Here is a 21,726-nt window from a genome sequence, read left to right as displayed (position 1 = left end):
GGTAGTGTGGGGCCTCCCCATGCGAGAGTAGGGAACTGCCAGGCATCAAACCAGTAAAGAAGCCCCGGACGAGTGTCCGGGGCTTTTTTACGTCTGGCGATCGCCAAATCCACTTAATCCTCTGCAAAATCTCTCCTTAAAACTCCAGCTCTGTCACATTTTGTCATCCTGAACGGGCTCTGATTCCCCCGCGCTGCTCTCAGATGCTTTACTCATTGCTTTAGCGATGTTCTTCGCAAGGAAATGAGGTAAAAGATGACCGACTTACAACAAAAATCGGCCCAGCCGGAAGCGGCAGCCGTCAGTAAAAAACGCATCTGGGCCATTGTCGGCGCGTCGTCCGGCAATCTGGTCGAATGGTTTGATTTCTACGTCTACTCGTTCTTTTCGCTCTATTTTGCCCATGTATTTTTCCCGGCCGGCGACACCACTACCCAGCTGCTGCAAACGGCCGGCGTGTTTGCGGCGGGCTTCTTAATGCGTCCTATCGGTGGCTGGCTATTCGGCTACATCGCGGACCGTCACGGCCGAAAAAGTTCGATGCTGATCTCGGTATGCATGATGTGTTTTGGTTCGCTGGTCATTGCCTGTTTACCCGGCTACGGCGAAATCGGCATTGCGGCGCCGGTGATTTTGCTACTGGCACGCATGTTTCAGGGCTTATCGGTGGGCGGTGAATATGGTACCAGCGCTACCTACATGAGTGAGGTGGCACTGGAAGGGCGCAAAGGCTTCTACGCGTCGTTCCAGTACGTCACCCTGATTGGCGGTCAGCTGTTAGCCGTGCTGACAGTCGTGGTACTGCAACAAATCCTCAGTGATGAAGCGCTGCGCAGCTGGGGCTGGCGTATCCCGTTCTTTCTTGGCGCGGTTCTGGCAGTGGTCGCTCTGTGGTTGCGTCGCTCACTGAATGAAACCTCCGAGAAAAAGCACCGGGAACATCGCGATGCCGGCAGCATCCTTGGCCTGCTGCGTAACCATTCGCGCGCCTTCCTGATGGTGCTTGGCTTTACCGCTGGCGGATCGCTGAGCTTCTATACCTTCACAACCTACATGCAGAAATATCTGGTGAACACGGCGGGTATGGATGCGCGCAGCGCCAGTGCGTTGATGACCGGCGCGCTGCTGGTATTCATGCTGATTCAGCCAATTGTGGGCGCGCTGTCAGATAAGATTGGCCGGCGGGCATCAATGATGATCTTTGGCGCTGGCGCGGCTATCTGTACCGTGCCGATTTTGATGTTACTGCAGAATGTGCAAAGTAGCGGGCTGGCGTTCGTGTTGGTGATGCTGGCGCTGATTATTACCAGTTTCTACACCGCCATCAGCGGCATCCTTAAAGCGGAGATGTTCCCGCCGGAAGTGCGGGCGCTTGGCGTGGGGCTTTCCTATGCGGTAGCTAATGCTATCTTTGGCGGTTCGGCCGAGTACGTGGCGCTATTACTGAAGAAGCACGGCATCGAAACCACCTTCTTCTGGTATGTCTCGGCAATGGGCGCGCTGGCATTTCTGGTATCGCTGATGCTGCACCGCAAAGGCAAGGGGATTGCGCTGTGATTACTGGCTCAGGTTCCATAAGGCAATGCCGCTGGCCGCACCGGCGACATCCCAGCTAAGATCTTTCCAGCTCCAGCCGCTCCCGGCTGGGCGGCTGTCCCAGGCTTCTTTGGCCACGCCGAAGCTTAGCGAAAAGAGCAGGCCGAAGCGCAGATTTTGCCCGCGGCCCTGATGTTGATGCTGAGAGATCTCACTGCCCGCGGCAGCCAGAGCGGCAGAGGAGAAAAAGTGTTGTGCTTTATCCTGGCCGGTCCAGCTATCCTGCGCCACATGCGCACATCCGCTACACAGTAATACCGCACAGAGGATGAGCGCACGCATCGGCTACAGCAGACGGCTAATAAGGCGGTCGATACGGATGCGACGCAGACGACGAATCAGCTTACGCACCTTTGCCGGATAATCAGAGATGCTCTCCAGCTCGCGGAAATGTTTCACCACCGTGGTGTGCTGACGGATCAGCGCCAGTTCCTTATCGCGCTGCTCTGCCAGCTGGTTGAGCGGATCATGAATCAGCACCGCATTTTCCAGATCGAGTCGCCAGGCGCGCGGATTGAGGTTATTACCGGTGATCATCATCCACTCGTCATCAACCCAGATGCCTTTCAGGTGATAGCTGTTGTCGCCATCTTTCCACAAACGCACCGTCAGCTGGCCGTTGTTGACGTAATACTGCAACCGGCTGAGGAAGCGACGCAGGTTGATTTCATACAGATAGGGCAGCGCACCGATAATCTTGAACGGCTCGTGTGGCGGAATGTAGAAATCGTTGGCGGTTTTATCGCCGACGATGATCTCGACCTCTTTGCCCTGACGCAGCAGCTGGATCAAATTGCGCACCAGAATGGCCGGTAGGTTAAAGTACGGCGTGCACAGTGTGAGCTTACGCTCGGCGCAGGGCATTAAATGGAAGATGGTTTTGTTCAGCAGGCTACGTTTACCCAGCCCGACCAGCGGCGTCACGGCCAGTGATTCGTTGCCGGCATCACCGGTAAACTGATAGTTGAAGCTGCGCAGCTCCTGGCGAAACTGGCGGGTTTCATTCTTGATTTCCGGGCTGGAGGGACGTTCGGCCTGGTCGAGACGGTTGACGGCCTCAGAATGTTTGAGATTCTCACCAATCCACTGAAACATGGTGTCCGCCAGCTGCGGATTACGGATCAGTTGATAACGGTCATAACGGTATTTGTCATGCTGATGCAGATAAACATCGTTCAGGCTGGCACCGCTGTAGAGCAGCGTATCGTCAATGATAAAGCCTTTCAGATGCAGCACACCGAGCGCTTCGCGGGTGTTCACCGGAATGCCATACACCGGAATCGCGATATCGGGATGCTGCGCCGCCATTTCGCAATACCAGTCGGCGTTCGTCAGGCCGCGCGCGGCACCGATACGGCCGCGCTGCGCACGATGCCAGTCCACCAGAATGCTGACATCCAGTTCCGGGCGCGCCTGACGCGCTGCATACAGCGCCTGCATGATGCTGCGTCCGCCGTCATCATTTTCCAGATACAGCGCGGCGATGCAGATGCGTTTTTCTGCCGTGGCGATTTTCGTCAGCAGGGTTTCACGAAACTCGGCGGGCGAGTAAAGCGTGGTCACATCCGACACGGACTGTGACAGTTTAGGCAGCTGTGCGAGGTGTTGTTGGTGTTTATTGCGTTTGAATTTAGACAACATCACAGTGCACTTCTTCTCTGTTCATTGCATGGCCTTTTGCCATCAAATCATGATCCTAACGGTAAATAATAACATCAACCGGCCGGTTAAGGAGGATTTTTACCTTTCTCTACAGCCAGGTCACCGGTGTCAGCCAGCGGTAAATTCAGGCTGACAATGCCATCATCCAGTTGAATATTCACACGAAAATTGAGTTTTCGCGCCAGGGTAATCATGCCGGTATTGTGCGGCATGGTGATACCGTTCAATTGTTGCAGGCCGTGATCGCGCGTATAGCGGATCATCTTTTCCAGCAGCCGCCGGCCCATGCCCAGACCCTTCAGGTCGGAACGCACCAATACCGAAAATTCTGCGTCGATATTGTCAGCATCGGAGATCGCGCGCGTCACGCCGATGATCTCATCGGCACCGTTATGCTGGCGTACTGCGACAATCGCCATCTCCCGGTCGTAATCGATCTGCGTCATGTTCGCCAAATCGTCGTGGGTAAACTCATTGATCTCACTGAAGTAGCGATAGTAAAGGTCTTCTTTGGTGACCTGGGCGATGAAGGCGCGTAGCTGCGGTTCATCCTCCGGCAGAATTGGTCTAAACAGGCAGCGCTGGCCATCTTTAAGCTGTACCTGCTCTTCCAGATGGTGCGGATAGGGACGAATCGCCAGCCGCGCCTCACTGTCGCCATGAAACGGAGCCAGCTGCAGCGTCACGTCCAGCAGGGTAAAGGTATTGGCGGATGCCAGCAGCGGATGAATATCCAGCCGCTCAATCTCCGGACAGTCGACCACCAGGTTTGATACCTGCACCAGCAGCTGACTGAGACCGGTGATGTCCAGCGGGCGCAGTGCACTGCGGCTGCGCACTTTGCCGCTCTTCAGTGCCTGAATCACCAGATAGCGCGCCAGCGTCATATTCAACGGCGGCAACGCTACGGCGGCCTGCTTGTCCGGTTGCCACTCCACACCGCCTTCGCCCAGCATGATGATCGGGCCAAACAGCGGGTCATGCTCAACCACCACCCGCAGCTCCTGCGCACCGGCGCGGTTCGCCATACTTTGCACCAGCAGGCCGTCAATGCGCGCCTGCGGATGCGTTTCACGCACGCGATCGAAGATGGCGTCTGCCGCCTGTTCAACTTCTGCCGCGCTGCGCAGATAGAGCATTACGCCCTGTACATCCGACTTATGTGCAATATCCGGCGAGCGCAGCTTGAGCGCCACCGGATAACCAATCTGGTCGGCAATCTTAGCGGCAGACTGGCTGTCGCTGGCGATCCACGTTGGCAGCGTTGCCAGCCCGTAAGCCTGCAGTATGGGCTGCACCTCGTGCGTATCCAGCGTGGTAATGCCGCTATCGAGTGCCTGCTGCAGCAGCTGATGTGCCTCGGCGCTGTTTTGCGTCAGGCCCAGCGGCAGCGCTGGCGTTTCGCGTAGCTGTTTCTGGTTACGCCGATACTCAACCTGATGCATGAATGCCGTCACCGTGCCTTCTGGCGTGCGCCAGGTCGGAATGCCGGCCTGGGTGAATGCGCGGCGGGCTTCCTGCGAAGAGTGTTCGCCGCACCAGTTGGTCAGCAGCGTCACCTGCTTACCCCGCGGATGCGCGGCCACCGCCGCAATAATCTGCGCGGCGGTTTCACTGGCCGGAGAGACGGCGCTGGGTGAATGGATGATCATCAGCGCATCCAGTTCATGGCTGTCGAGCAGCTGTGTTACGCAGGCCACGTACAGCGCGGGCGTTGCATGATCTTTCAAATCCAGCGGATTACCGCGCCCGATGCCCTCCGGCAGCAGGGCCGCCAGCGCCTGCAGCGTGGGCTCATCCAGCGTCGCCAGCTTGCCGTTACGCGCATAGAGTTCATCCAGCGCCAGCGCTGCCGGAGCGGCGCCGTTGCTGATAATCATCAGGCGCTCACCGCGCAGCGGGCGCATGTGGCTGAGCGACTCCACGGCGGAAAATAGCTCATGCGTGTCCTGCACGCGCAGCAGACCGGCGCGCTGAATGGCGGCATCCCAGGCAGCATCCAGTCCGCTGGCGGTGCCGATCATCGCCTGTGCCTGATGGCTGCGACCGCTTTTGATCACCAGAATCGGTTTATTACGCGCTGCGCTACGCGAGGCAGAAACGAAGCGCCGGGCATCGCTCAGGTGTTCCAGGTAGAGCAAAATGGCGCTGGTTTTGCCATCGCGTGCAAGAAAATCCAGCAGGTCGTCGACGTCAATATCCAGACTATCGCCCAGTGCGATAAACCACGAAAAGCCCAGGTTGCGCTGTTGCGCCCAGTCGAGAATGGTGTTGGACACCGCCGCCGATTGCGAAATAAAGGCGATGCGTCCTTTCGCAATCGGTACCGGTGAGAAGCTGGCATTCAGCCCCTGCCAGGGGGCTAACAGGCCCAGACTGTTGGGACCCAGCAGGCGCATCTGCCACTGGCTGGCACAGGCTTTCAGCGCTTCCTGCTGGCTGGCCGGCGCGGAGAGAATAATGCAGGCTTTACAGCCTTTTTCTCCCAGCTGCTGTAACAGTTCCAGATTGCGTCTGGCGTGGGTGCAGATAATCGCCAGGTCGGGGGCGAAGGGCAGGCTGGCCACATCCGGCCAGGCCAGCACGCCGCTGACCGCCTTGTATTTGGGCGTGACCGGCAACACCGGACCGCCAAAGCCGCCCGCCAGCAGGTTGCGCATCATCAGATAGCCAGCGCGGCCCGGTTTTATCGACGCACCCAGCACCGCAATTGATTTCGGTCGTAACAGCGCTTCCAGTCCACGTTGGCTCATTATTCGCTCCTGCTCTCGGGATTGGCATGATTGTAAACGCTTTTACGCCGGTTGCCGATTTGTCGATGTCAGGCTGCGAGCCAGCTTCAGAAATTGTCTGTTTGTGCGTGTATCGGATGGTGGGGTTTGCCGGCCAGATAGGCCTGACGAAAGCGTTCAAAGTGCTGCTGCAACGCCTGCGCCGCCGGGACATCACCTGCCTGTTCCAGCAGCGCGGCGGCCACTTCGGCGGTGCAGTGCTGGCCCGGCGCATGAGCTTCGCGCAGCGTGTAGCGCGACGGCGTCGCCACATTCAGTGACATCACCGGAAAGCTATCCAGCCACGGGCTTTTGCGGAACATTTTGCGCGCTTCGGTCCAGGTACCGTCGAGCATAATAAATAGCGGGGGTTTGCCGCCGGTGGGTGGCGTGGTCAGCACCTGGCGATCGGCATTGGCGTAGGCACCGGGAAACACCACCATCGGCTGATAATCCGCCGTCTGCACCGCCGCCAGCAGCGCGGCGTCGGGCTCGGTGCGCGACCAGCCAAAGGCCTGGGTTTCCGGCAGAATGTCGGCAATCAGCCGACCGGTATTACTGGGTTTCATTGGTTCAGTATCAAACATCACCAGGCAAAACCGGCTGCGCGCCTGTTGCGGCTGCAGGGTCGCGCACAGACAGTTTTTATGTGGCAGCAGGCAGCGCTGACAGCGCAGCACGCGGTTGCCTCGGGCAAGAAACGGGCGCGTGGCACGCGCTAAACGCTGCGCACGCAGGCGCAGAACGGCATTTTCAGACATAGCATCGCGGACAGGGAAAAACGCCAGTGTAATAGAAGGGCAAAAACAAGGCCAGCGCGTGGCTGGCCCAGGGGGATTAGAGTGATTCGTCGAGCCATTCGTTGAATGGCGCTTTCGGCATCGCACCGTTCAGCATGTCCACCATCTCACCGTTTTTGAACAGCATAATGGTTGGGATGCTGCGGATGCGAAAACGCGTGCTGAGTGCAGGTTCCGCCTCAGTGTTCACTTTCACGAAGCGCACTTTGCCGCGCCGCTCGTCGGCGACGTCTTTAAACACCGGCGCGAAGTTCACACACGGGCCGCACCATGGCGCCCAGAAGTCGACCACGACCGGCAGATCGTCCTGCAGGTATTTATCCAGCGTGGCCGCCGTGGCATTCACCACTTCACCGCTAAACAGCGCATCGCCGCAGCGACCGCATTTGGCTCCGTCGGCCAGACGTTCCTCGGGAACGCGGTTAGTTGCCTGACAGGAGGCACATACAGTATTCATCGTCACCTCAAACCGGACCTGTAAATGTTATGATTGCCGAACATTATGAAAAGGTTGAGTGCTATGCTCAATCTGGATTGCCCAATAGGTTCAATAGTTGATAGCTAAGCACCGACACATCAGGTAATCTTCGCGCTCTCAATGCTGGAGGAACAGATGAACGACGAATTTAAAGGCAAAAGCGGCAAGGTAAAAGTGATGTACGTACGTGATGAGGAGGGCGGTCAGAAGCCAAATCCCCGTACCGGCAAAGGCGGCCGTCCTGCTGCGCGCCAGGAAGAGAATCGTCGCTCTGGTCCTCGCAGCACCCGTAATAATGAAGAGAGCGGTCGTCCGCGCACCGCCCGTGGCGATGATGCCGGGCGTTCGCGTGGTCCACGTGATGATGCTGGCCGTTCGCGCGGTCCGCGTGACGATAGCGCGCGCGGTCGTCGCAGCGATCGGGACGATCGCGGCTTCAGTGATTCACCGTGGCGCACCGTATCACGTCCGCCTGTCGCCGCTGAAGCGGATGCGGGTGACGAAGCGGCCAGCAGCAAGCCGGTTATCGACCCGGAACTGATTCGCCGTCAGCGTCAGGAAGAGACGCGCGTGTATGGCGAAAACGCCTGCCAGGCGCTGTTCCAGAGCCGTCCCGAAAGCATCGTCCGTGCCTGGTTCGTGCAAAGCGTCACGCCGCGCTTCCGCGAAACCCTGCGCTGGCTGGCGGCAAACCGCAAAGCCTATCACGTGGTGGACGACGCCGAGCTGGCGAAAGCGTCCGGGACTGAACACCACGGCGGCGTGTGCTTCATTATTAAGAAGCGCATGGGCATGCCGGTGGCGGAATGGCTGCAGCAGGCGCAGAGCAAAGACTGCGTACTGGCGCTGGAAGATGTCAGCAACCCGCACAACCTTGGTGGTATCATGCGCAGCTGCGCGCACTTTGGCGTCAAAGGTTTGCTGGTCAATGATGCCTCGCTGCTGGAGTCGGGTGCCGCAGTCCGCACGGCTGAAGGTGGTGCAGAGCACGTCCAGGCGATCAGCGGCGAAAGCTTTGCTGCGGGTCTGGAAGCGTTCCGCAAAGCCGGTTACACGATTGTCACCACATCCAGCCACGCCGGTACGCCGCTGGCGCAGGCGGCGCTGCCAGCCAAAATGGTACTGGTGCTGGGTCAGGAGCGTGAAGGTCTGTCAGACAGCGCATTCCAGCAGGGCGATATCAGCCTGTCGATTGGCGGTACCGGCAACGTTGAAAGCCTCAACGTTTCGGTCGCGACCGGCATTCTGCTCGCCGAATGGTGGCGTCAGAACGCATAAATAAAAAACGGGCCGCTGTGGCCCGTTTTGGTTTCTGTCACTCAGTGCGCGCCACCGCCGCCACCGCCTGCGCCAAACGGCGGACGGGCAAACCACACCAGAACCAGCAGGACCAAAAACACCCCCGCCGATGCCCAGAAGATCTCGTTAGCCGAGATAATCAGGCCCTGATTAGTAATTTGCTGGGCGATATAAGCCGATGCCTGCTGCTGCGTCATGCCCATGCTTTGCAGCTGGTCATACATTTGCTGCGAATTCGGATTGAATGGATTAACCGATTCCGACAGGTAGCTGTGGTGCATCGATTCGCGATCTGTCCACATGGTGGTGGTGATTGACGTTCCGATTGAACCCGCCAGCGTACGCACAAAGTTCGACAGGCTGGAGGCCGCCGCCATACGCTCTGGCGGCAAGCCGGACAGCGTAATGGTGGTCAGCGGCATAAAGAAGCAGGCCACCGCGAACCCCTGGATAAACTGCGGCCACGCGGAGGCACCGAAATCCATCCCCGGCTCAAACGTATACGCACGCCAGTAGAAGCACACCGCATACATGATAAAACTAAAGGTCACCAGCCGCCGCATGTCCAGCTTATGGGCGAAGCGGCCAATGATCGGCGACAGAATCACCGGAATGATCCCCACCGGCGCCGATGCCAGCCCTGCCCAGGTGGCGGTATAGCCGTATACCTCCTGGAGCAGCTGCGGCAGCAGGACGATCGAGCCGAAGTACAGCATGTAAGCCAGACTGATCGACAGACAGCCGATGGTGAAATTTCGCTTCTTAAACAGCGACAAATCGACAATCGGGTGATCGTCGGTCAGCTCCCACACCAGCAGCACGGCTAGCGACACCACCGCGACCACCGTCAGCACGATGATTTCGGTTGAGCCAAACCAGTCGAGTTCTTTACCGCGGTCAAGCATCACCTGCAGAGAACCAATCCCCACCACCAGCAGCACCAGACCGACCATATCGATCGGGCGGATCTCAGTTTTGGTTTCGCGCCCGCGCAGGGTTTGCAGCGTCAGCATCACCACCACCACGCCAATTGGCACGTTGATGAAGAAGATCCAGCCCCAGTGATAGTTATCGCTGATCCAGCCGCCAAGAATCGGACCGCAGATCGGCGCAACGATCACCGTCATCGCCCACAGCGACAGCGCCACGCTGCGCTTGGCCGGCGGGTAGTTGTTCAGTAGCAAACTTTGCGACAGCGGAATCAGCGGACCGGCCACCACGCCCTGAATCACGCGGAAGAAGATCAGCATCTCCAGGCTTTCGGACATGCCGCACGCCCATGAGGCCAGCGCGAACAGAATGGTCGACCAGGTGAACAGCTTCACTTCACCAACGCGCTTTGCCAGCCAGCCGGTGATCGGGATCGAGATGGCATTCGCCACCCCGAACGAGGTGATCACCCAGGTGCCCTGCGAGTTGGACGCCCCGAGGTTACCGGCGATGGTTGGGATCGCCACGTTAGCGATGGTGGAGTCGAGTACCTGCATGAACGTCGCCAGCGACAGGGCGATGGTCATCAGAACTAACGGCGCACCTTCAAGCGGCTTTTGTGCCATAACAGCCTCCCGCGAGGTTATTGCGCGTTGGCACGGACAATGTCAGCGATCAGCTGGTTAACCGGCGCAAGGTCGATTGCCAGCGCGTTACTTTCATACGCGGCCTGGGTGCGGACATTGCTGGCCAGCGCGGCGCCATCTTTGTTCTGGGTATCTACTTTCACCAGCGTGGACAGGCCGATACGCAGCGGATGTTGCGCCACTTGCTGCGGATCGAGTTCGATACGCACCGGCAGACGCTGTACCACTTTGATCCAGTTACCGGTGGCGTTCTGCGCTGGCAGCAGCGAGAAGGCGCTACCGGTGCCCATATCCAGACCAACCACCTTGCCGTGATACTCCACATCATCGCCGTAGATATCACTGATGACCGTGGCGGGCTGACCGATGCGCACGCCTGCCAGCTGCGTCTCTTTAAAGTTGGCGTCAACCCACAGGTTGGTGGCCGGCACCACCGCCAGCAGCGGTGTGCTGGTGGAGATCTGTGAACCGACCTGCACGCTGCGACGCGAGACATAGCCGTCCATCGGACTGCGGATGTCGGTGCGCTGCAGCGCCAGCCAGGCATCGCGCAGCTCAGCAGCGCTCTGTTTTACCGCCGGCTGATTTTCGAGGTCGGTATTCAGGATCATCGCCTGGTTCGCGTTGTACTGCTGAATCGCCACGTCCAGCTGGGCTTTCGCCGTGGCCACGGCATCACGCGCGTGCTGCAGCTCTTCGCGGCCAATCAGATTGGCGGCACCGAGCGGCTCGCGACGTTTCAGGTCGGATTCGGCCTGATCCAGCGCGGTCTGTTGCAGTTTGATGGTGGCCTGATACTGTTTGCCGTTGATCATCAGCTGGTGCGTCTGGCGCACGCTGGTGGCCAGCGCGGTCTGCGCTTTCTCGAATGCCTGCTGCGCATCGGTTTTATCCAGCGACACCAGAATGTCGCCTTTTTTCACCCGATCCGTATCCTCGAACCACACTTTATTCACGCTGCCGGAAACCTGGGCCATCACCTGCACCTGGTTGCCTGCCACGTAGGCGTCATCGGTTTCCTGGAAGTGGCGCAGCACCAGATACCAGTAAGCCAGATAACCCACACCAATCACGATAAACACGATAGCCAGCAGGATCAGCGCACCTTTGCGCTTCTTCTTTTTGTTCGCGGGCTGTTGCGGGCTTTGAGCTTCCGCTGTCGCACTCATGTCGTTCTCCACGTTTGCCATTTAGTCGGGATGTGTTGATCCATCAACACGGTCGCCCGAGTCGAAAAAGCCAGCGTTTGCAACGCTGGCCGGATAAAAGGGGATTAAAATAGCGATTTCGGTGGGTGATTGTGTCGCAGTTCTTGCTATTAACGCGACAGGGAAGCGATAACCTGATCTTCGTCCATTTTATCGAGACGGTTAAGCAACTTACGCGTGATGGCTTCCAGCTGCTCCTGCTCGGTATCGGTCAGCGAGGACCACAGATACTGCAGGCTCTGATGCTGTGGTGGCAGCAGCTGACGTAAGAATTCGTTACCTTTTTCCGTCAGGTGCAGGTGCAGGCAACGGCGATCGTTGTCGCTCTCACGACGCTCGATCCAGCCGCGCTTTTCCAGTTCATCAGCGATACGCGTCGCGTTGGTGCGGGAAGAACCCAGCGCCGAGCTCAGCTCAGAAGGCTGAATGCTCTGGTTTTCCTGCGCGTCCAGCGTAATCAGCGCCATGAATAAAGTTTCGTTAATTCCCTGCGCCTTCAACATTTTGTTGCGATTATCCAGCAGTTTACCCTGCATGTGCATGCACAGACGGGTCAGGATAATCTCCTGCAGCGGAAAATCTTTGTGGCGATTAGCACGGATGTTTAGCATCTGCTCAATGGGAGTAAACGAGCTTTCCATTAAAAACCTCTTAGTTGCAACAAATATAATAATGAGGGTGACAGATTAAGCGTAGTCATATTTTCCGCCTGTGATTGTTTGCACCGTCACACTGTCAGCACCTGGCGTTCCAGGTCGGTCCATAACCCTGGGCTCTGCGCCCTGACCAGCCGCTTTGCAGACAAAGCCGCTATCGTCATCAATTCGCTAAGCGAAACCTTCAGTGGATTGAATAATTTCGCGAGTAAAAATAACTTAGGTGAATAACTGTGTGGCTAACCATAACAAAGCCAATCATTAATGAACAGTATCGCTCACCACTTTGCATTGATCTTTACGTTTTCTAAACACTTTTCCCGGCCGGCTTTGCTGGAGTAAATCAATGGGTTAATCGATAAGGCACCGGTTAATCCGGGTAACGCGCCAGCATCAGCGGCGTGATGAATTCCGTTCGTCGTCTGCGGTATAACCGGCACGTGGGAGGGTGAATACCTGCGATAACGCAGACTCATCCTGGCGCGGCCGACCCGATGCGGGCGGTGGAAAGGAGACATAGCTGGTGGGAAAAGCGGGTAAATAATCATATGTGGGTAATAGTAACCCAAAAAATTATTTCAATGTTGTGTTAATTAACAGGACGTACCAGTGCGCTATAGCGCACGCTTCGCTTACTGACGGGGCGGGAGGGCGGAAAATGACGGCACCACGTGGCTGAGACGGGGTGCCGCACGGGTTTATTTCGCCGCCGCCATGGCGTCGCTGACCCATTTATCAAATTCCGCCTGATGAGCTTTGATCCAGCCGTCAACGTGGCCGTTGATGTCCGTTTCTGAGGCGTGACCGGCATGCATCGCGGCGTTCTCGGCATTGATATCGCCAATCGGCAGCTTCATTTCGGCAAACAGTTTCGCCGCCGCCGGATTCTTCTCCGTCCAGGCTTTGTTGGCCACGATATGCATGGTGTTCACCGGGAAGCCATAGTTGGCGCCGTTAGCCAGTCTGGTATCCACTTTGCTCTGCGCGCCTGGCAGTGAGGAGAACGGCACCTGCAGCCACACCACATCTTTACCCGGCTTCAGCACGTCGCTGACCCAGTATGGCGTCCAGGTGTAATAGAGAATCGGTTTACCCTGTTTGAAGCGCGTAATGGTGTCGGCAATCATCGCCGAGTAGTTACCCTGGTTGTGCACCACGGTATCGCTCAGTTTGTAGGCCTCGATCTGATGGTTAATCACCGCTTCACAGCCCCAGCCAGGCGTACAGCCGGTCAGGTCTGCTTTGCCATCGCCATTGGTATCAAACAGTTTGGCCAGCTTTGGATCTTTCAGCTGCTCAATGTTGGTGATGTGATACTGATCGGCGGTTTTCTTGTCGATCAGGTAACCCTGCGCGGCACCGCTGACGTAGGTGCCCTGGCGATAAAATTTATTATCACCGCCGGCGGCTTTGTACATGTCGTCATGCAGCGGTTGCCAGTTGGTGGCGATAAACGTGGCATCACCGCCGGCAATGGTGGTGTAAGCCACGTTGTAATCCACTTCACTCGGCTTCTCAACGGTGTAGCCGAGCTTCTCCAGCGCGCGGCTCACCAGCAGCGTCTGGAAGGTCTCTTCGGAAATGGTACTCTGAGCCGGTTTAACGGTAATGCCTTTGCCCGGAAGGTCGGCGGCGGACACGTGCGTCGCGGCAACCGTGGTCAGGACGGCGGCGAATAGAGCTGTCTTGCGCATAGTCATTCCTTATTTTACGTGTGACGTCGGAGACGGGCGACCGCAGCGGGCCGCCCAAAGAAATCAGGCTTTTTTACTGAATGGACGCAGCAACAAACCCAGCGGCCCGCTGCTGTACCAGTGGCGGCTGCCACGGCTGCGGCTGTCGCGACCTACCGACTGCGTCAGGCGGTCGAGAATGATGGCGAGGATCACGATACCGACGCCGCCCACGCTGGCGAGCCCCATATCGAGACGGCCAATACCGCGCAGCACCATCTGGCCCAGACCGCCAACGGCAATCATCGAGGCGATGACCACCATCGACAGCGCCAGCATCAGCGTCTGATTGACGCCAGCCATAATGGTCGGCATCGCCAGCGGCAGCTGGACCTTGAACAGCATCTGGCGCGGGCTGGCACCGAAAGATTCACTGGCTTCGATCAGGTCAGCCGGCACCTGCTTAATACCGAGTATGGTGAGACGCACCACCGGCGGCAGGGCAAAGATAATCGTCACCACCACGCCCGGCACGTTGCCGATACCAAACAGCATGACGATGGGCACCAGATAGACGAACGCCGGCGTGGTTTGCATCGCATCCAGCAGGGGCCGCACGATGCGCGCCGCGCGCTCACTGCGCGCCAGCCAGATGCCAAGCGGCAGGCCAATCAGTACGCAGAACAGCAGGGCGGTGAGCACCAGCGCCAGCGTCACCATCGCCTGGGACCAGGCACCGATCATGCCAATCAGCACCAGCGATATCAGCGTGGCGAGGCCCATCGCCGGGCTGGCAATCTGCCAGGCAATCAGCGCAAACACCACTATCGCCACTGGCGCAGGCAGACCCATCAGCAGTTGCTGGAAGGCGCTGAGGATATAATCCACCGGCACGCGAATGCCCTGAAACAGCGGGCGGAAGTGGGTAACTACCCAGTCGATGCCTTCGGTGACCCAGCGATCCAGCGGAATCAGCGTGGTGTGGAACGGATCCAGCAGGCTGAAGTGCTCCGGTGCCGCGGCCGGTGCGCTGCTCAGCCAGTCGCTGCTGCTGGCGGTGCTGCTGACGGCATCGTGTCCACCACTGCTGGCAGCATCCGATGTACTGCCGGCGGCGTTGCCCCAGGCATCGGCGGCGCTGGCGCTGCTGTCAGCCGGCGTGCTGCTACCTGTCGCGGACCACGGATCGCTGCTGGCTGCGGCGGCGTTGCTGGTGGCGGGTGGTGCGCTGGTCTGGCTGGCGCTTTCCCATGGATTGGCGTTTTGTGCACTCATGGCTGGGCTCCTTCACGATCTAAAGCGCGTAACAGCGTGCTTTTGGAAATGATACCGACGTACTGCTGATCTTCGCCGATCACCGGCACCGCACAGGGCGCCTGCGCGACGTGAGAGAGCAAATCGTTGAGCGAGGTATCGGCAGGAACCGCCAGCGGTGCGTCGAGCAGGGCGTTATCCAGCCCTTCACCGGCGGCGAGTGCCGCTTTCAGCGAATCCGTGGAGACGACGCCGATGAATTTCTGTTTCTCCAGTACGTAGCCATATTCGCGGTCTTCATCCTGCAGCAGTTTGATCGCCGAACGCGGACCGAAACCGGCGGCTTTACGAATCAGCGCGCCGGCGCTGCGGCGGGCAATATCTTTGGCGCTGAAGACGTGACTGATATCCACGCCGCGGAAGAAGGTGCGCACATAATCGTTGGCCGGATTATTGAGGATTTCATCCGGCGTGCCGACCTGCACCACTTCGCCGCCCTGCATGATGGCGATGCGGTCGCCAATACGCATCGCTTCATCCAGATCGTGGGAAATAAACACGATGGTGCGCTGATGTTTCGCCTGCAGTTTTACCAGTTCATCCTGCATTTCCGTGCGAATTAATGGATCAAGTGCGGAAAAGGCTTCGTCCATTAGCAATATATCCGGATTAATCGCCAGTGCGCGGGCTAATCCAACACGCTGACGCATTCCGCCGGAGAGTTCATCGGGCCAGGCGTGGGCATAATTTTCCAGTCCGACCTGACGCAGCGCGTCGAGCGCTTTTTCCTGCCGCTCCTGCAGCGCCACGCCAGCTAATTCCATGCCGAACGCGGTATTATTTAGCACCGTCATGTGCGGCATCAGTGCGAATGACTGGAATACCATGCTGATTTTATTTCTGCGCACATCACGCAATTCTGCGTCGGATATTTTGGCAATATCGACGCCATCAATGATCACCTGGCCGCGTGTCGGCTCGATCAGACGATTGAGAAGGCGAACCATAGTGGACTTGCCGGAGCCGGACAGCCCCATGATGACAAAGATCTCGCCTTCTTCAATGGCCAGACTGGCATTTTTGACGCCGAGTGAGAGGCCGGTTTTCGCCAGAATACTCTCTTTACTCTCGCCTTTTTCAATCAGCTTAAATGCCTTTTCGGGATGATCGCCAAATACCTTATATAAATTCTTTACTTCGAGTTTAATTGCCATGCAGTAATGAAATTCCTGGTTAACTGTCTGACTATTTCTTGTTGTACCCTGCGTAAATTTAAGCGCCTATACCGTCGCATAGTGAGATTATCTGACAACCCTTAACGGAAATATCTGGTGTGACACGTATGGCGCGACAGTGGCTAATTCCAGTGCCTGCAAGGGATGAGACGGGATAAATTTTTTCTGAATTTTTTGTGAAATTAAACCGGTTTCGGCCAGAATTATTGCCGGAAGGCGGATAAATCACGCTTAGTCAGGCGAAATATTCCGGCGATGAATGGCGCTAAATAAGTAAAATAATCACGCGCGGAATTAACGTTATTTCGGGGGGACGGCGGGAATGCAGGAGAGGAAAATGAATGATCAGATCGTGGTGGAATCGGCATGAAATTAACCAGGTCGGCATAAATGCCGACCCTGTGGAGGCATCATCAATATAACCGCCGGGGCGCGTTCCGGTCGGCATGAACGCCGACCCTACAGATGCATCAACCTAACCGCTGGGGGCATTTCAGGCGACATGATTAACCCAACCGTAGGGTGCGCATTGATGCGCACCGCTTACGGTGCAATGTGCACCCCTTACCGTGCACCGCACGCGACTAAAAATTCCAGTCCTCGTCTTCGGTTTCAACCGCTTTGCCCATCACATAGGATGAACCGGAACCCGAAAAGAAATCGTGGTTTTCATCGGCGTTGGGCGACAGCGCCGACAGAATCGCCGGATTCACCGCCGTCAGCTCAGCCGGGAACAGCGCTTCGTAACCCAGGTTCATCAGCGCCTTGTTGGCATTGTAATGCAGGAAGGTTTTCACCTCTTCGGCCCAGCCCACGTCGGCATACAGCGCTTCGGTGTACACCACCTCGTTTTCATACAGCGCCAGCAGTAAATCGATGGCGAACTGTTGCAGCTCAGCGCGGCGCGCGTCGTCAACGGTTTCCAGCGCTTTCTGGTACTTATAGCCGATGTAATAACCGTGTACCGCTTCATCACGGATAATCAGCCGAATCAGATCGGCGGTGTTGGTCAGCTTGCCGCGGCTTGACCAGTACATCGGCAGCCAGAAGCCGGAGTAAAACAGGAACGACTCCAGAAAGACGCTGGCGATTTTCTTCTTCAGCGGATCGCTGGCGCGGTAGTGATCCAGCACGATTTTCGCCTTGTTCTGCAGGGCGGCATTCTCCTCGCTCCAGCGGTAAGCGGCATCCACGTCGGCGGTGTTACACAGCGTGGAGAAGATCGAACTGTAAGAGCGCGCATGTACCGCTTCCATAAAGCTGATGTTCGACAGCACCGCCTCTTCGTGCGGCGTCAGCGCATCTTCCATCAGCCCCGGTGCGCCAATGACGTTCTGAATGGTGTCGAGCAGCGTCAGACCGGTAAACACCCGAATCGTCAGCTGCTGCTGCTGCGGGTCGAGCGACTGCCATGCCGGCAGATCGTTGGACAGCGGCACCTTCTCTGGCAGCCAGAAGTTGCTGGTAAGACGGTTCCACACTTCGAGATCTTTCTCGTCCTGGATGCGGTTCCAGTTAATCGCCTGAATCTGTTTAAGTTGCATAGTCATCATCACAGTGCACAGGAAACGCAGCCCTGTACCTCCGTGCCTTGTAGCGCCATCTGACGCAGTCGAATGTAATAGAGGGTTTTGATGCCTTTCTTCCAGGCGTAGATCTGCGCTTTGTTGATATCGCGCGTCGTGACGTCATCGCGGAAAAACAGCGTCAGCGACAGTCCCTGATCGACGTGCCGGGTGGCTTCGGCGTAAGTATCAATAATCGCTTCTGGACCAATCTGATAGGCATCCTGATACAGCTCAAGGTTGTCATTGGTCATAAACGGAGCCGGGTAATAGACGCGGCCGGTTTTGCCCTCTTTACGGATCTCAATGCGCGACACAATCGGGTGGATGCTCGACGTGGCGTGGTTGATGTAAGAGATGGAACCGGTCGGCGGAATCGCCTGCAGGTTCTGGTTATACAAACCGTGCTGCATCACCGACGCACGCAGCGCCTGCCAGTCCGCCTGGTCGGGCAGGGCGATGCCGGCATCGGCAAAAATCTGCGCCACCCGGGCAGTGCGCGGCTGCCAGCTGTGTTGGGTATATTTGTCGAAATAGGCACCGCTGGCGTACTGCGACCGCGCAAAGCCGTCAAAGCTCGCGCCGCGCTCCTGCGCCAGCAGGTTGGAGGTGCGCAGGGCGTGATACGTCACGCAGTAGAAATAGAGGTTGGTGAAATCCAGCGCCTCTGGCGAACCGTAAGCCATGCCTTCACGCGCCAGATAGCCGTGCAGGTTCATCTGCCCGAGACCGATAGCGTGTGAACGGCGATTGCCTTCCGCCACCGACGGCACGGAGGTGATGTCACTCATCTCGGAAACCGCCGTCAGTGCGCGCACCGCCACTTCCACGGTTTGCGCCAGATTACGCGAGTCCATGGCGTGGGCGATATTCAGGGAGCCGAGGTTACAGGAGATATCTTTGCCGACGCGGCGATAGCTCAGGTCGTCGTGATACTCGCTGGCGCTGTTAACCTGCAGGATCTCTGAACACAGGTTACTCATGTTGATGCGACCGGCAATCGGGTTGCTGCGGTTCACGCTGTCCTCATACATGATGTAGGGATAGCCGGACTCAAACTGAATTTCCGCCAGCGTCTGGAAGAAGTCGCGCGGCTTGATGAAGGTTTTACGGATGCGATCGTCGGCCAGCATCGCCTCGTAGTACTCGCTGATGCTGATATCAGCAAACGCCTTGCCATAAATACGCTCAACATCGTAAGGCGAAAACAGCGCCATATCGCGGTTCTCTTTGGCCAGCTGGAAGGTGATATCCGGAATCACCACGCCGAGCGACAGCGTTTTGATACGGATCTTCTCGTCAGCGTTTTCACGTTTGGTATCGAGGAAGCGCAGGATATCCGGATGGTGCGCATTCAGCCACACCGCGCCCGCGCCCTGACGCGCACCAAGCTGATTGGCGTAGGAGAACGCATCTTCCAGCATCTTCATCACCGGAATTACGCCGGACGACTGATTTTCAATGCGCTTGATCGGCGCGCCGGATTCACGCAGGTTGGAGAGCAGAAACGCCACGCCGCCACCGCGCTTCGACAGCTGCAACGCCGAATTCACCGCGCGGCCAATCGACTCCATATTGTCTTCAATGCGCAGCAGGAAGCAGGAGACCAGCTCGCCGCGCTGCTGTTTACCGCAGTTTAGGAACGTGGGCGTAGCCGGCTGGAAGCGACCGCTCAGCATCTCGGCCAGCAGTTCCCGCGCCAGCGTTTCATTGCCGCGCGCCAGCGTCAGCGCCACCATGCAGGCGCGCTGCTCAAAGGTTTCCAGATAGCGTTTGCCGTCGAAGGTTTTCAGCGTGTAGCTGGTATAAAACTTCCACGCACCGAGGAAGGTGTGAAAACGGAAGCCCCAGGCGTCAGCCTCTTCGTGCAGCTGGCACAGGAAGGCGAAATCGTACTGGTTCAGCACCCCGGCTTCATAATAGCCTTCGGCCACCAGATAGCGCAGACGCTCGCTGTGCGAGTCGAATGGCACGCTGTTGGGCTGGACGTGCTGCAGGAAGAACTGGCGTGTGGCTTCATGATCTTTGCTGAACTGGATGCGGCCATCGGCGTCATACAGGTTCAGCATCGCGTTGAGCGCGTGGTAGTCCAGCTGTGTGCTGTTCAGGGTGTCTGTCGTTGCCAAAATTGGGTCACTCCCGCTTTAACATGGGCAATATCGTCGGCGGTTCCCATCAGCTCAAAGCGGTAGAGATAAGGAACCTGACATTTCTGCGCAATGATGTCGCCCGCCAGGCAGAAGCCCGCGCCAAAGTTGCGATTGCCCGCAGCAATCACACCGCGAATACCGCGCCGGTTGGCGTCATCATTAAGGAACTGAATCACCTGTTTCGGCACTGCTCCACGCGCGCTGCCGCCGCCGTAGCTCGGCACCACTAAAATATAGGGCTGGTCGATGTGCAGGCGCTGCGTGGCGTCGAGCGGAATACGCCGCGCAGGCAGGCCGAGACGGGTGATAAACCGGTGCGTGTTTTCCGACTGGCTGGAAAAATAGACCAGTGGAAACATCGCTTTATCCCCCGACGGCAGCGAGCTGGCGCAGGCCGGCGATTTTGTCGGGACGAAAGCCGCTCCAGTGGTCGTTGTGCGTCATCACCACGGGCACCTGGCGATAGCCAAGCGATTTGAGCTGATCGATGGCTTCCGGCTGGGTATCGAGGTTAATCAGCTGGTAGTCGATGCCACTGCGATCCATGGCATTTTTGGTGGCGTCACACTGGACACACTGGCTCTTAGTGTAAATAATAATGCGCATGATTCGTATTTCCCTCTGGTTGTGGTCAGGTTGCGAGATACGAAGCAAAAACCCTTTTGCTGCGAACGTCGTCCCTGCTGACATCTGGTAGCGAGTTGATGTGTTGAATACTAGATGTAGTGGTATTGGTGGTCAAGCCTACCAGATATAGGGTTTTGTGATTTAAGCAGTCGGATTAGGGCTAATGCCAGCGATGATGCGCCCTGGCGCAGGGAAAAAATTTTTGTAAAGGGTTTTGCGGCAATTTTAACCAGCCTGGCAGCGGCCGCATCGGCGCGCTAATGCGGAGTGACGCGCAAAAAAAAGCCCCGCATACGCGAGGCTCCTGATGATTTTTTAGCGATTTAGCGGCGTGACATCAGCAGCGCGCCCAGCACCAGACCGACGGCGGCACCGACACCCACGCCGTACCACGGTTTGTCATGCACGTAGGCATCCACCTGATAACCCGCATCGCGCGCGGCCTGAGTCACGCGGTTGCCACTGCCGTTCAGTTTAGCGCGCGTCTGTTTCAGCAGGGCCTGCGCCTGGCTGCGTGCGCTATCCACTTCATCTTTGGCTTCGCTGCCGTAAGATTTCAGTAAGGCTTCCAGCGAATCGGCCAGTTCGTTTACATCCTGATTGATATCAATGTCATCGTTTTTGCTGGTTCGATTAAACATTTTTCGCTCCCTTTGACTTAAAACGTAATACTAAGTGTAGACGAAACGTGACTAAACGCAGCCGTGTGCCAGGCTTTAGGGAAATTCCGAATGTCCTGTGCTGTCGTGCTGATGTAAGGTTGCGGGGCTGTGAGAAGAGAGGAGCAAGCATGTATTTACGTCCGGATGAGGTAGCGCGCGTACTGGAAAAAGCAGGATTCGAAATGGACGTCCTGACACCCAAAACTTATGGTTATCGCCGTGGCGAAAACTACGTCTATGTGAATCGCGAAGCCCGCATGGGGCGCACAGCGTTGATCATTCATCCCACCCTGAAAGAAAAAAGTCAGCATTTCGCTGAACCCGCATCAGAGATGAAAACCTGCGACCACTACACGCAGTTCCCTCTCTACCTGATGGGAGATTCGCAGGAGCACTACGGTATTCCCCACGGTTTTAGCTCGCGCATGGCGCTGGAGCGTTATCTGCAGGGCGTCTTCGGCGCCTGACTGGTGTGCCCCGTCGCGGCGGGGCCGCACACGCTTTCCCAATCCT

The 21,726-nt window shown here is 57.3% G+C and carries 19 protein-coding genes; 3 read left to right on the top strand and 16 right to left on the bottom strand.

What is annotated here, in order from left to right:
• Window positions 1–255 precede the first annotated feature (255 nt).
• Window positions 256–1,557 carry an MFS family transporter gene (locus QMM04_RS05825; RefSeq protein WP_104188781.1) on the top strand — a complete coding sequence of 434 codons (1,302 nt, stop codon included), beginning with the start codon at window positions 256–258 and terminating at the stop codon, window positions 1,555–1,557.
• On the opposite strand, the gene QMM04_RS05820 is transcribed toward QMM04_RS05825, so the two are convergent.
• From QMM04_RS05820 to trxC, 5 genes are all read right to left on the bottom strand, one after another.
• Window positions 1,558–1,878, bottom strand: coding sequence for a YfiM family lipoprotein (locus tag QMM04_RS05820; RefSeq protein ID WP_125310799.1), 321 nt, complete (start codon window positions 1,876–1,878; stop codon window positions 1,558–1,560). It abuts the gene before it with no gap.
• 3 nt (window positions 1,879–1,881) lie between these two features.
• A complete protein-coding gene (gene pssA / locus QMM04_RS05815; protein ID WP_176428114.1) occupies window positions 1,882–3,240 on the bottom strand; it encodes a CDP-diacylglycerol--serine O-phosphatidyltransferase in 1,359 nt (452 codons plus the stop codon).
• 83 nt (window positions 3,241–3,323) lie between these two features.
• Entirely contained in the window at window positions 3,324–6,011 is a 2,688-nt protein-coding gene (locus QMM04_RS05805; protein WP_282995810.1) for a bifunctional acetate--CoA ligase family protein/GNAT family N-acetyltransferase, read from the bottom strand.
• An 86-nt stretch (window positions 6,012–6,097) separates the two neighbouring features.
• On the bottom strand, window positions 6,098–6,790 hold the full coding sequence (locus QMM04_RS05800) for a tRNA-uridine aminocarboxypropyltransferase (protein WP_282995809.1): 693 nt from the start codon (window positions 6,788–6,790) through the stop codon (window positions 6,098–6,100).
• Window positions 6,791–6,866: 76 nt separating this feature from the next.
• Window positions 6,867–7,286 (bottom strand): thioredoxin TrxC, encoded by a 420-nt coding sequence (gene trxC, locus QMM04_RS05795; RefSeq protein ID WP_021313847.1) that lies wholly within the window; start codon window positions 7,284–7,286, stop codon window positions 6,867–6,869.
• Between the two features lie 156 nt (window positions 7,287–7,442).
• On the opposite strand from trxC, the gene QMM04_RS05790 reads away from it, so the two are divergent.
• Window positions 7,443–8,585, top strand: coding sequence for a tRNA/rRNA methyltransferase (locus tag QMM04_RS05790; RefSeq protein WP_021506463.1), 1,143 nt, complete (start codon window positions 7,443–7,445; stop codon window positions 8,583–8,585).
• Window positions 8,586–8,626: 41 nt separating this feature from the next.
• Here QMM04_RS05790 and emrB read toward each other — a convergent pair whose 3' ends face one another.
• The 11 genes from emrB to QMM04_RS05735 all read right to left on the bottom strand — a co-directional run bounded on the left by emrB (window position 8,627) and on the right by QMM04_RS05735 (window position 21,192).
• Window positions 8,627–10,162 (bottom strand): multidrug efflux MFS transporter permease subunit EmrB, encoded by a 1,536-nt coding sequence (gene emrB, locus QMM04_RS05785; protein WP_021506464.1) that lies wholly within the window; start codon window positions 10,160–10,162, stop codon window positions 8,627–8,629.
• A 17-nt stretch (window positions 10,163–10,179) separates the two neighbouring features.
• Entirely contained in the window at window positions 10,180–11,352 is a 1,173-nt protein-coding gene (emrA, locus tag QMM04_RS05780; protein ID WP_058770894.1) for a multidrug efflux MFS transporter periplasmic adaptor subunit EmrA, read from the bottom strand.
• A gap of 149 nt (window positions 11,353–11,501) precedes the next feature.
• A complete protein-coding gene (mprA, locus tag QMM04_RS05775) occupies window positions 11,502–12,032 on the bottom strand; it encodes a transcriptional repressor MprA (protein WP_021506466.1) in 531 nt (176 codons plus the stop codon).
• 713 nt (window positions 12,033–12,745) lie between these two features.
• Window positions 12,746–13,741: a glycine betaine/L-proline ABC transporter substrate-binding protein ProX gene (gene proX, locus QMM04_RS05770; protein WP_211725399.1), complete on the bottom strand. Its 996-nt coding sequence runs from the start codon at window positions 13,739–13,741 to the stop codon at window positions 12,746–12,748.
• A gap of 63 nt (window positions 13,742–13,804) precedes the next feature.
• Window positions 13,805–14,995, bottom strand: a complete 1,191-nt coding sequence (gene proW / locus QMM04_RS05765; protein ID WP_282995808.1) for a glycine betaine/L-proline ABC transporter permease ProW — start codon at window positions 14,993–14,995, stop codon at window positions 13,805–13,807.
• The gene (gene proV / locus QMM04_RS05760) at window positions 14,992–16,188 is read right to left on the bottom strand and encodes a glycine betaine/L-proline ABC transporter ATP-binding protein ProV (protein ID WP_021506469.1); all 1,197 of its coding nucleotides are present in this window, start codon (window positions 16,186–16,188) and stop codon (window positions 14,992–14,994) included. Before proV ends, proW begins: the two co-directional genes overlap by 4 nt.
• A 605-nt stretch (window positions 16,189–16,793) precedes the next feature.
• Complete coding sequence (gene nrdF, locus QMM04_RS05755; RefSeq protein WP_031279347.1) at window positions 16,794–17,753, bottom strand: class 1b ribonucleoside-diphosphate reductase subunit beta; 960 nt, start codon at window positions 17,751–17,753, stop codon at window positions 16,794–16,796.
• Window positions 17,754–17,761: 8 nt separating this feature from the next.
• Entirely contained in the window at window positions 17,762–19,900 is a 2,139-nt protein-coding gene (gene nrdE / locus QMM04_RS05750; RefSeq protein ID WP_282995807.1) for a class 1b ribonucleoside-diphosphate reductase subunit alpha, read from the bottom strand.
• Window positions 19,879–20,283 (bottom strand): class Ib ribonucleoside-diphosphate reductase assembly flavoprotein NrdI, encoded by a 405-nt coding sequence (gene nrdI, locus QMM04_RS05745; protein WP_021506472.1) that lies wholly within the window; start codon window positions 20,281–20,283, stop codon window positions 19,879–19,881. The genes nrdE and nrdI overlap by 22 nt, the downstream gene beginning before the upstream one ends.
• A gap of 4 nt (window positions 20,284–20,287) precedes the next feature.
• On the bottom strand, window positions 20,288–20,530 hold the full coding sequence (nrdH, locus tag QMM04_RS05740) for a glutaredoxin-like protein NrdH (protein ID WP_058758244.1): 243 nt from the start codon (window positions 20,528–20,530) through the stop codon (window positions 20,288–20,290).
• A gap of 344 nt (window positions 20,531–20,874) precedes the next feature.
• Window positions 20,875–21,192: a DUF883 family protein gene (locus QMM04_RS05735; RefSeq protein WP_021506474.1), complete on the bottom strand. Its 318-nt coding sequence runs from the start codon at window positions 21,190–21,192 to the stop codon at window positions 20,875–20,877.
• A 149-nt stretch (window positions 21,193–21,341) separates the two neighbouring features.
• Here QMM04_RS05735 and QMM04_RS05730 point away from each other — a divergent pair, with 149 nt between their 5' ends.
• Entirely contained in the window at window positions 21,342–21,680 is a 339-nt protein-coding gene (locus QMM04_RS05730; protein ID WP_021506475.1) for a DUF2002 family protein, read from the top strand.
• Window positions 21,681–21,726 lie beyond the last annotated feature (46 nt).

Source organism: Pantoea sp. Pa-EAmG (assembly GCF_030024295.1).
Classification (GTDB): domain Bacteria; phylum Pseudomonadota; class Gammaproteobacteria; order Enterobacterales; family Enterobacteriaceae; genus Pantoea; species Pantoea dispersa.
The sequence above is the reverse complement of the archived record's forward strand: the minus strand, read 5'-3'. Positions and strand labels throughout refer to the sequence as shown.

Bases quoted from the DNA above. Each gene is read 5' to 3' on its own strand.
- nrdH (WP_058758244.1), bottom strand. From the start codon at position 20,530: ATGCGCATTATTATTTACACTAAGAGCCAGTGTGTCCAGTGTGACGCC.
- mprA (WP_021506466.1), bottom strand. From the start codon at position 12,032: ATGGAAAGCTCGTTTACTCCCATTGAGCAGATGCTAAACATCCGTGCT.
- proW (WP_282995808.1), bottom strand. From the start codon at position 14,995: ATGAGTGCACAAAACGCCAATCCATGGGAAAGCGCCAGCCAGACCAGC.
- nrdI (WP_021506472.1), bottom strand. From the start codon at position 20,283: ATGTTTCCACTGGTCTATTTTTCCAGCCAGTCGGAAAACACGCACCGG.
- trxC (WP_021313847.1), bottom strand. From the start codon at position 7,286: ATGAATACTGTATGTGCCTCCTGTCAGGCAACTAACCGCGTTCCCGAG.
- QMM04_RS05825 (WP_104188781.1), top strand. From the start codon at position 256: ATGACCGACTTACAACAAAAATCGGCCCAGCCGGAAGCGGCAGCCGTC.
- QMM04_RS05805 (WP_282995810.1), bottom strand. From the start codon at position 6,011: ATGAGCCAACGTGGACTGGAAGCGCTGTTACGACCGAAATCAATTGCG.
- emrB (WP_021506464.1), bottom strand. From the start codon at position 10,162: ATGGCACAAAAGCCGCTTGAAGGTGCGCCGTTAGTTCTGATGACCATC.
- QMM04_RS05790 (WP_021506463.1), top strand. From the start codon at position 7,443: ATGAACGACGAATTTAAAGGCAAAAGCGGCAAGGTAAAAGTGATGTAC.
- QMM04_RS05800 (WP_282995809.1), bottom strand. From the start codon at position 6,790: ATGTCTGAAAATGCCGTTCTGCGCCTGCGTGCGCAGCGTTTAGCGCGT.
- emrA (WP_058770894.1), bottom strand. From the start codon at position 11,352: ATGAGTGCGACAGCGGAAGCTCAAAGCCCGCAACAGCCCGCGAACAAA.
- proX (WP_211725399.1), bottom strand. From the start codon at position 13,741: ATGCGCAAGACAGCTCTATTCGCCGCCGTCCTGACCACGGTTGCCGCG.
- QMM04_RS05730 (WP_021506475.1), top strand. From the start codon at position 21,342: ATGTATTTACGTCCGGATGAGGTAGCGCGCGTACTGGAAAAAGCAGGA.
- nrdF (WP_031279347.1), bottom strand. From the start codon at position 17,753: ATGCAACTTAAACAGATTCAGGCGATTAACTGGAACCGCATCCAGGAC.
- proV (WP_021506469.1), bottom strand. From the start codon at position 16,188: ATGGCAATTAAACTCGAAGTAAAGAATTTATATAAGGTATTTGGCGAT.
- QMM04_RS05735 (WP_021506474.1), bottom strand. From the start codon at position 21,192: ATGTTTAATCGAACCAGCAAAAACGATGACATTGATATCAATCAGGAT.
- QMM04_RS05820 (WP_125310799.1), bottom strand. From the start codon at position 1,878: ATGCGTGCGCTCATCCTCTGTGCGGTATTACTGTGTAGCGGATGTGCG.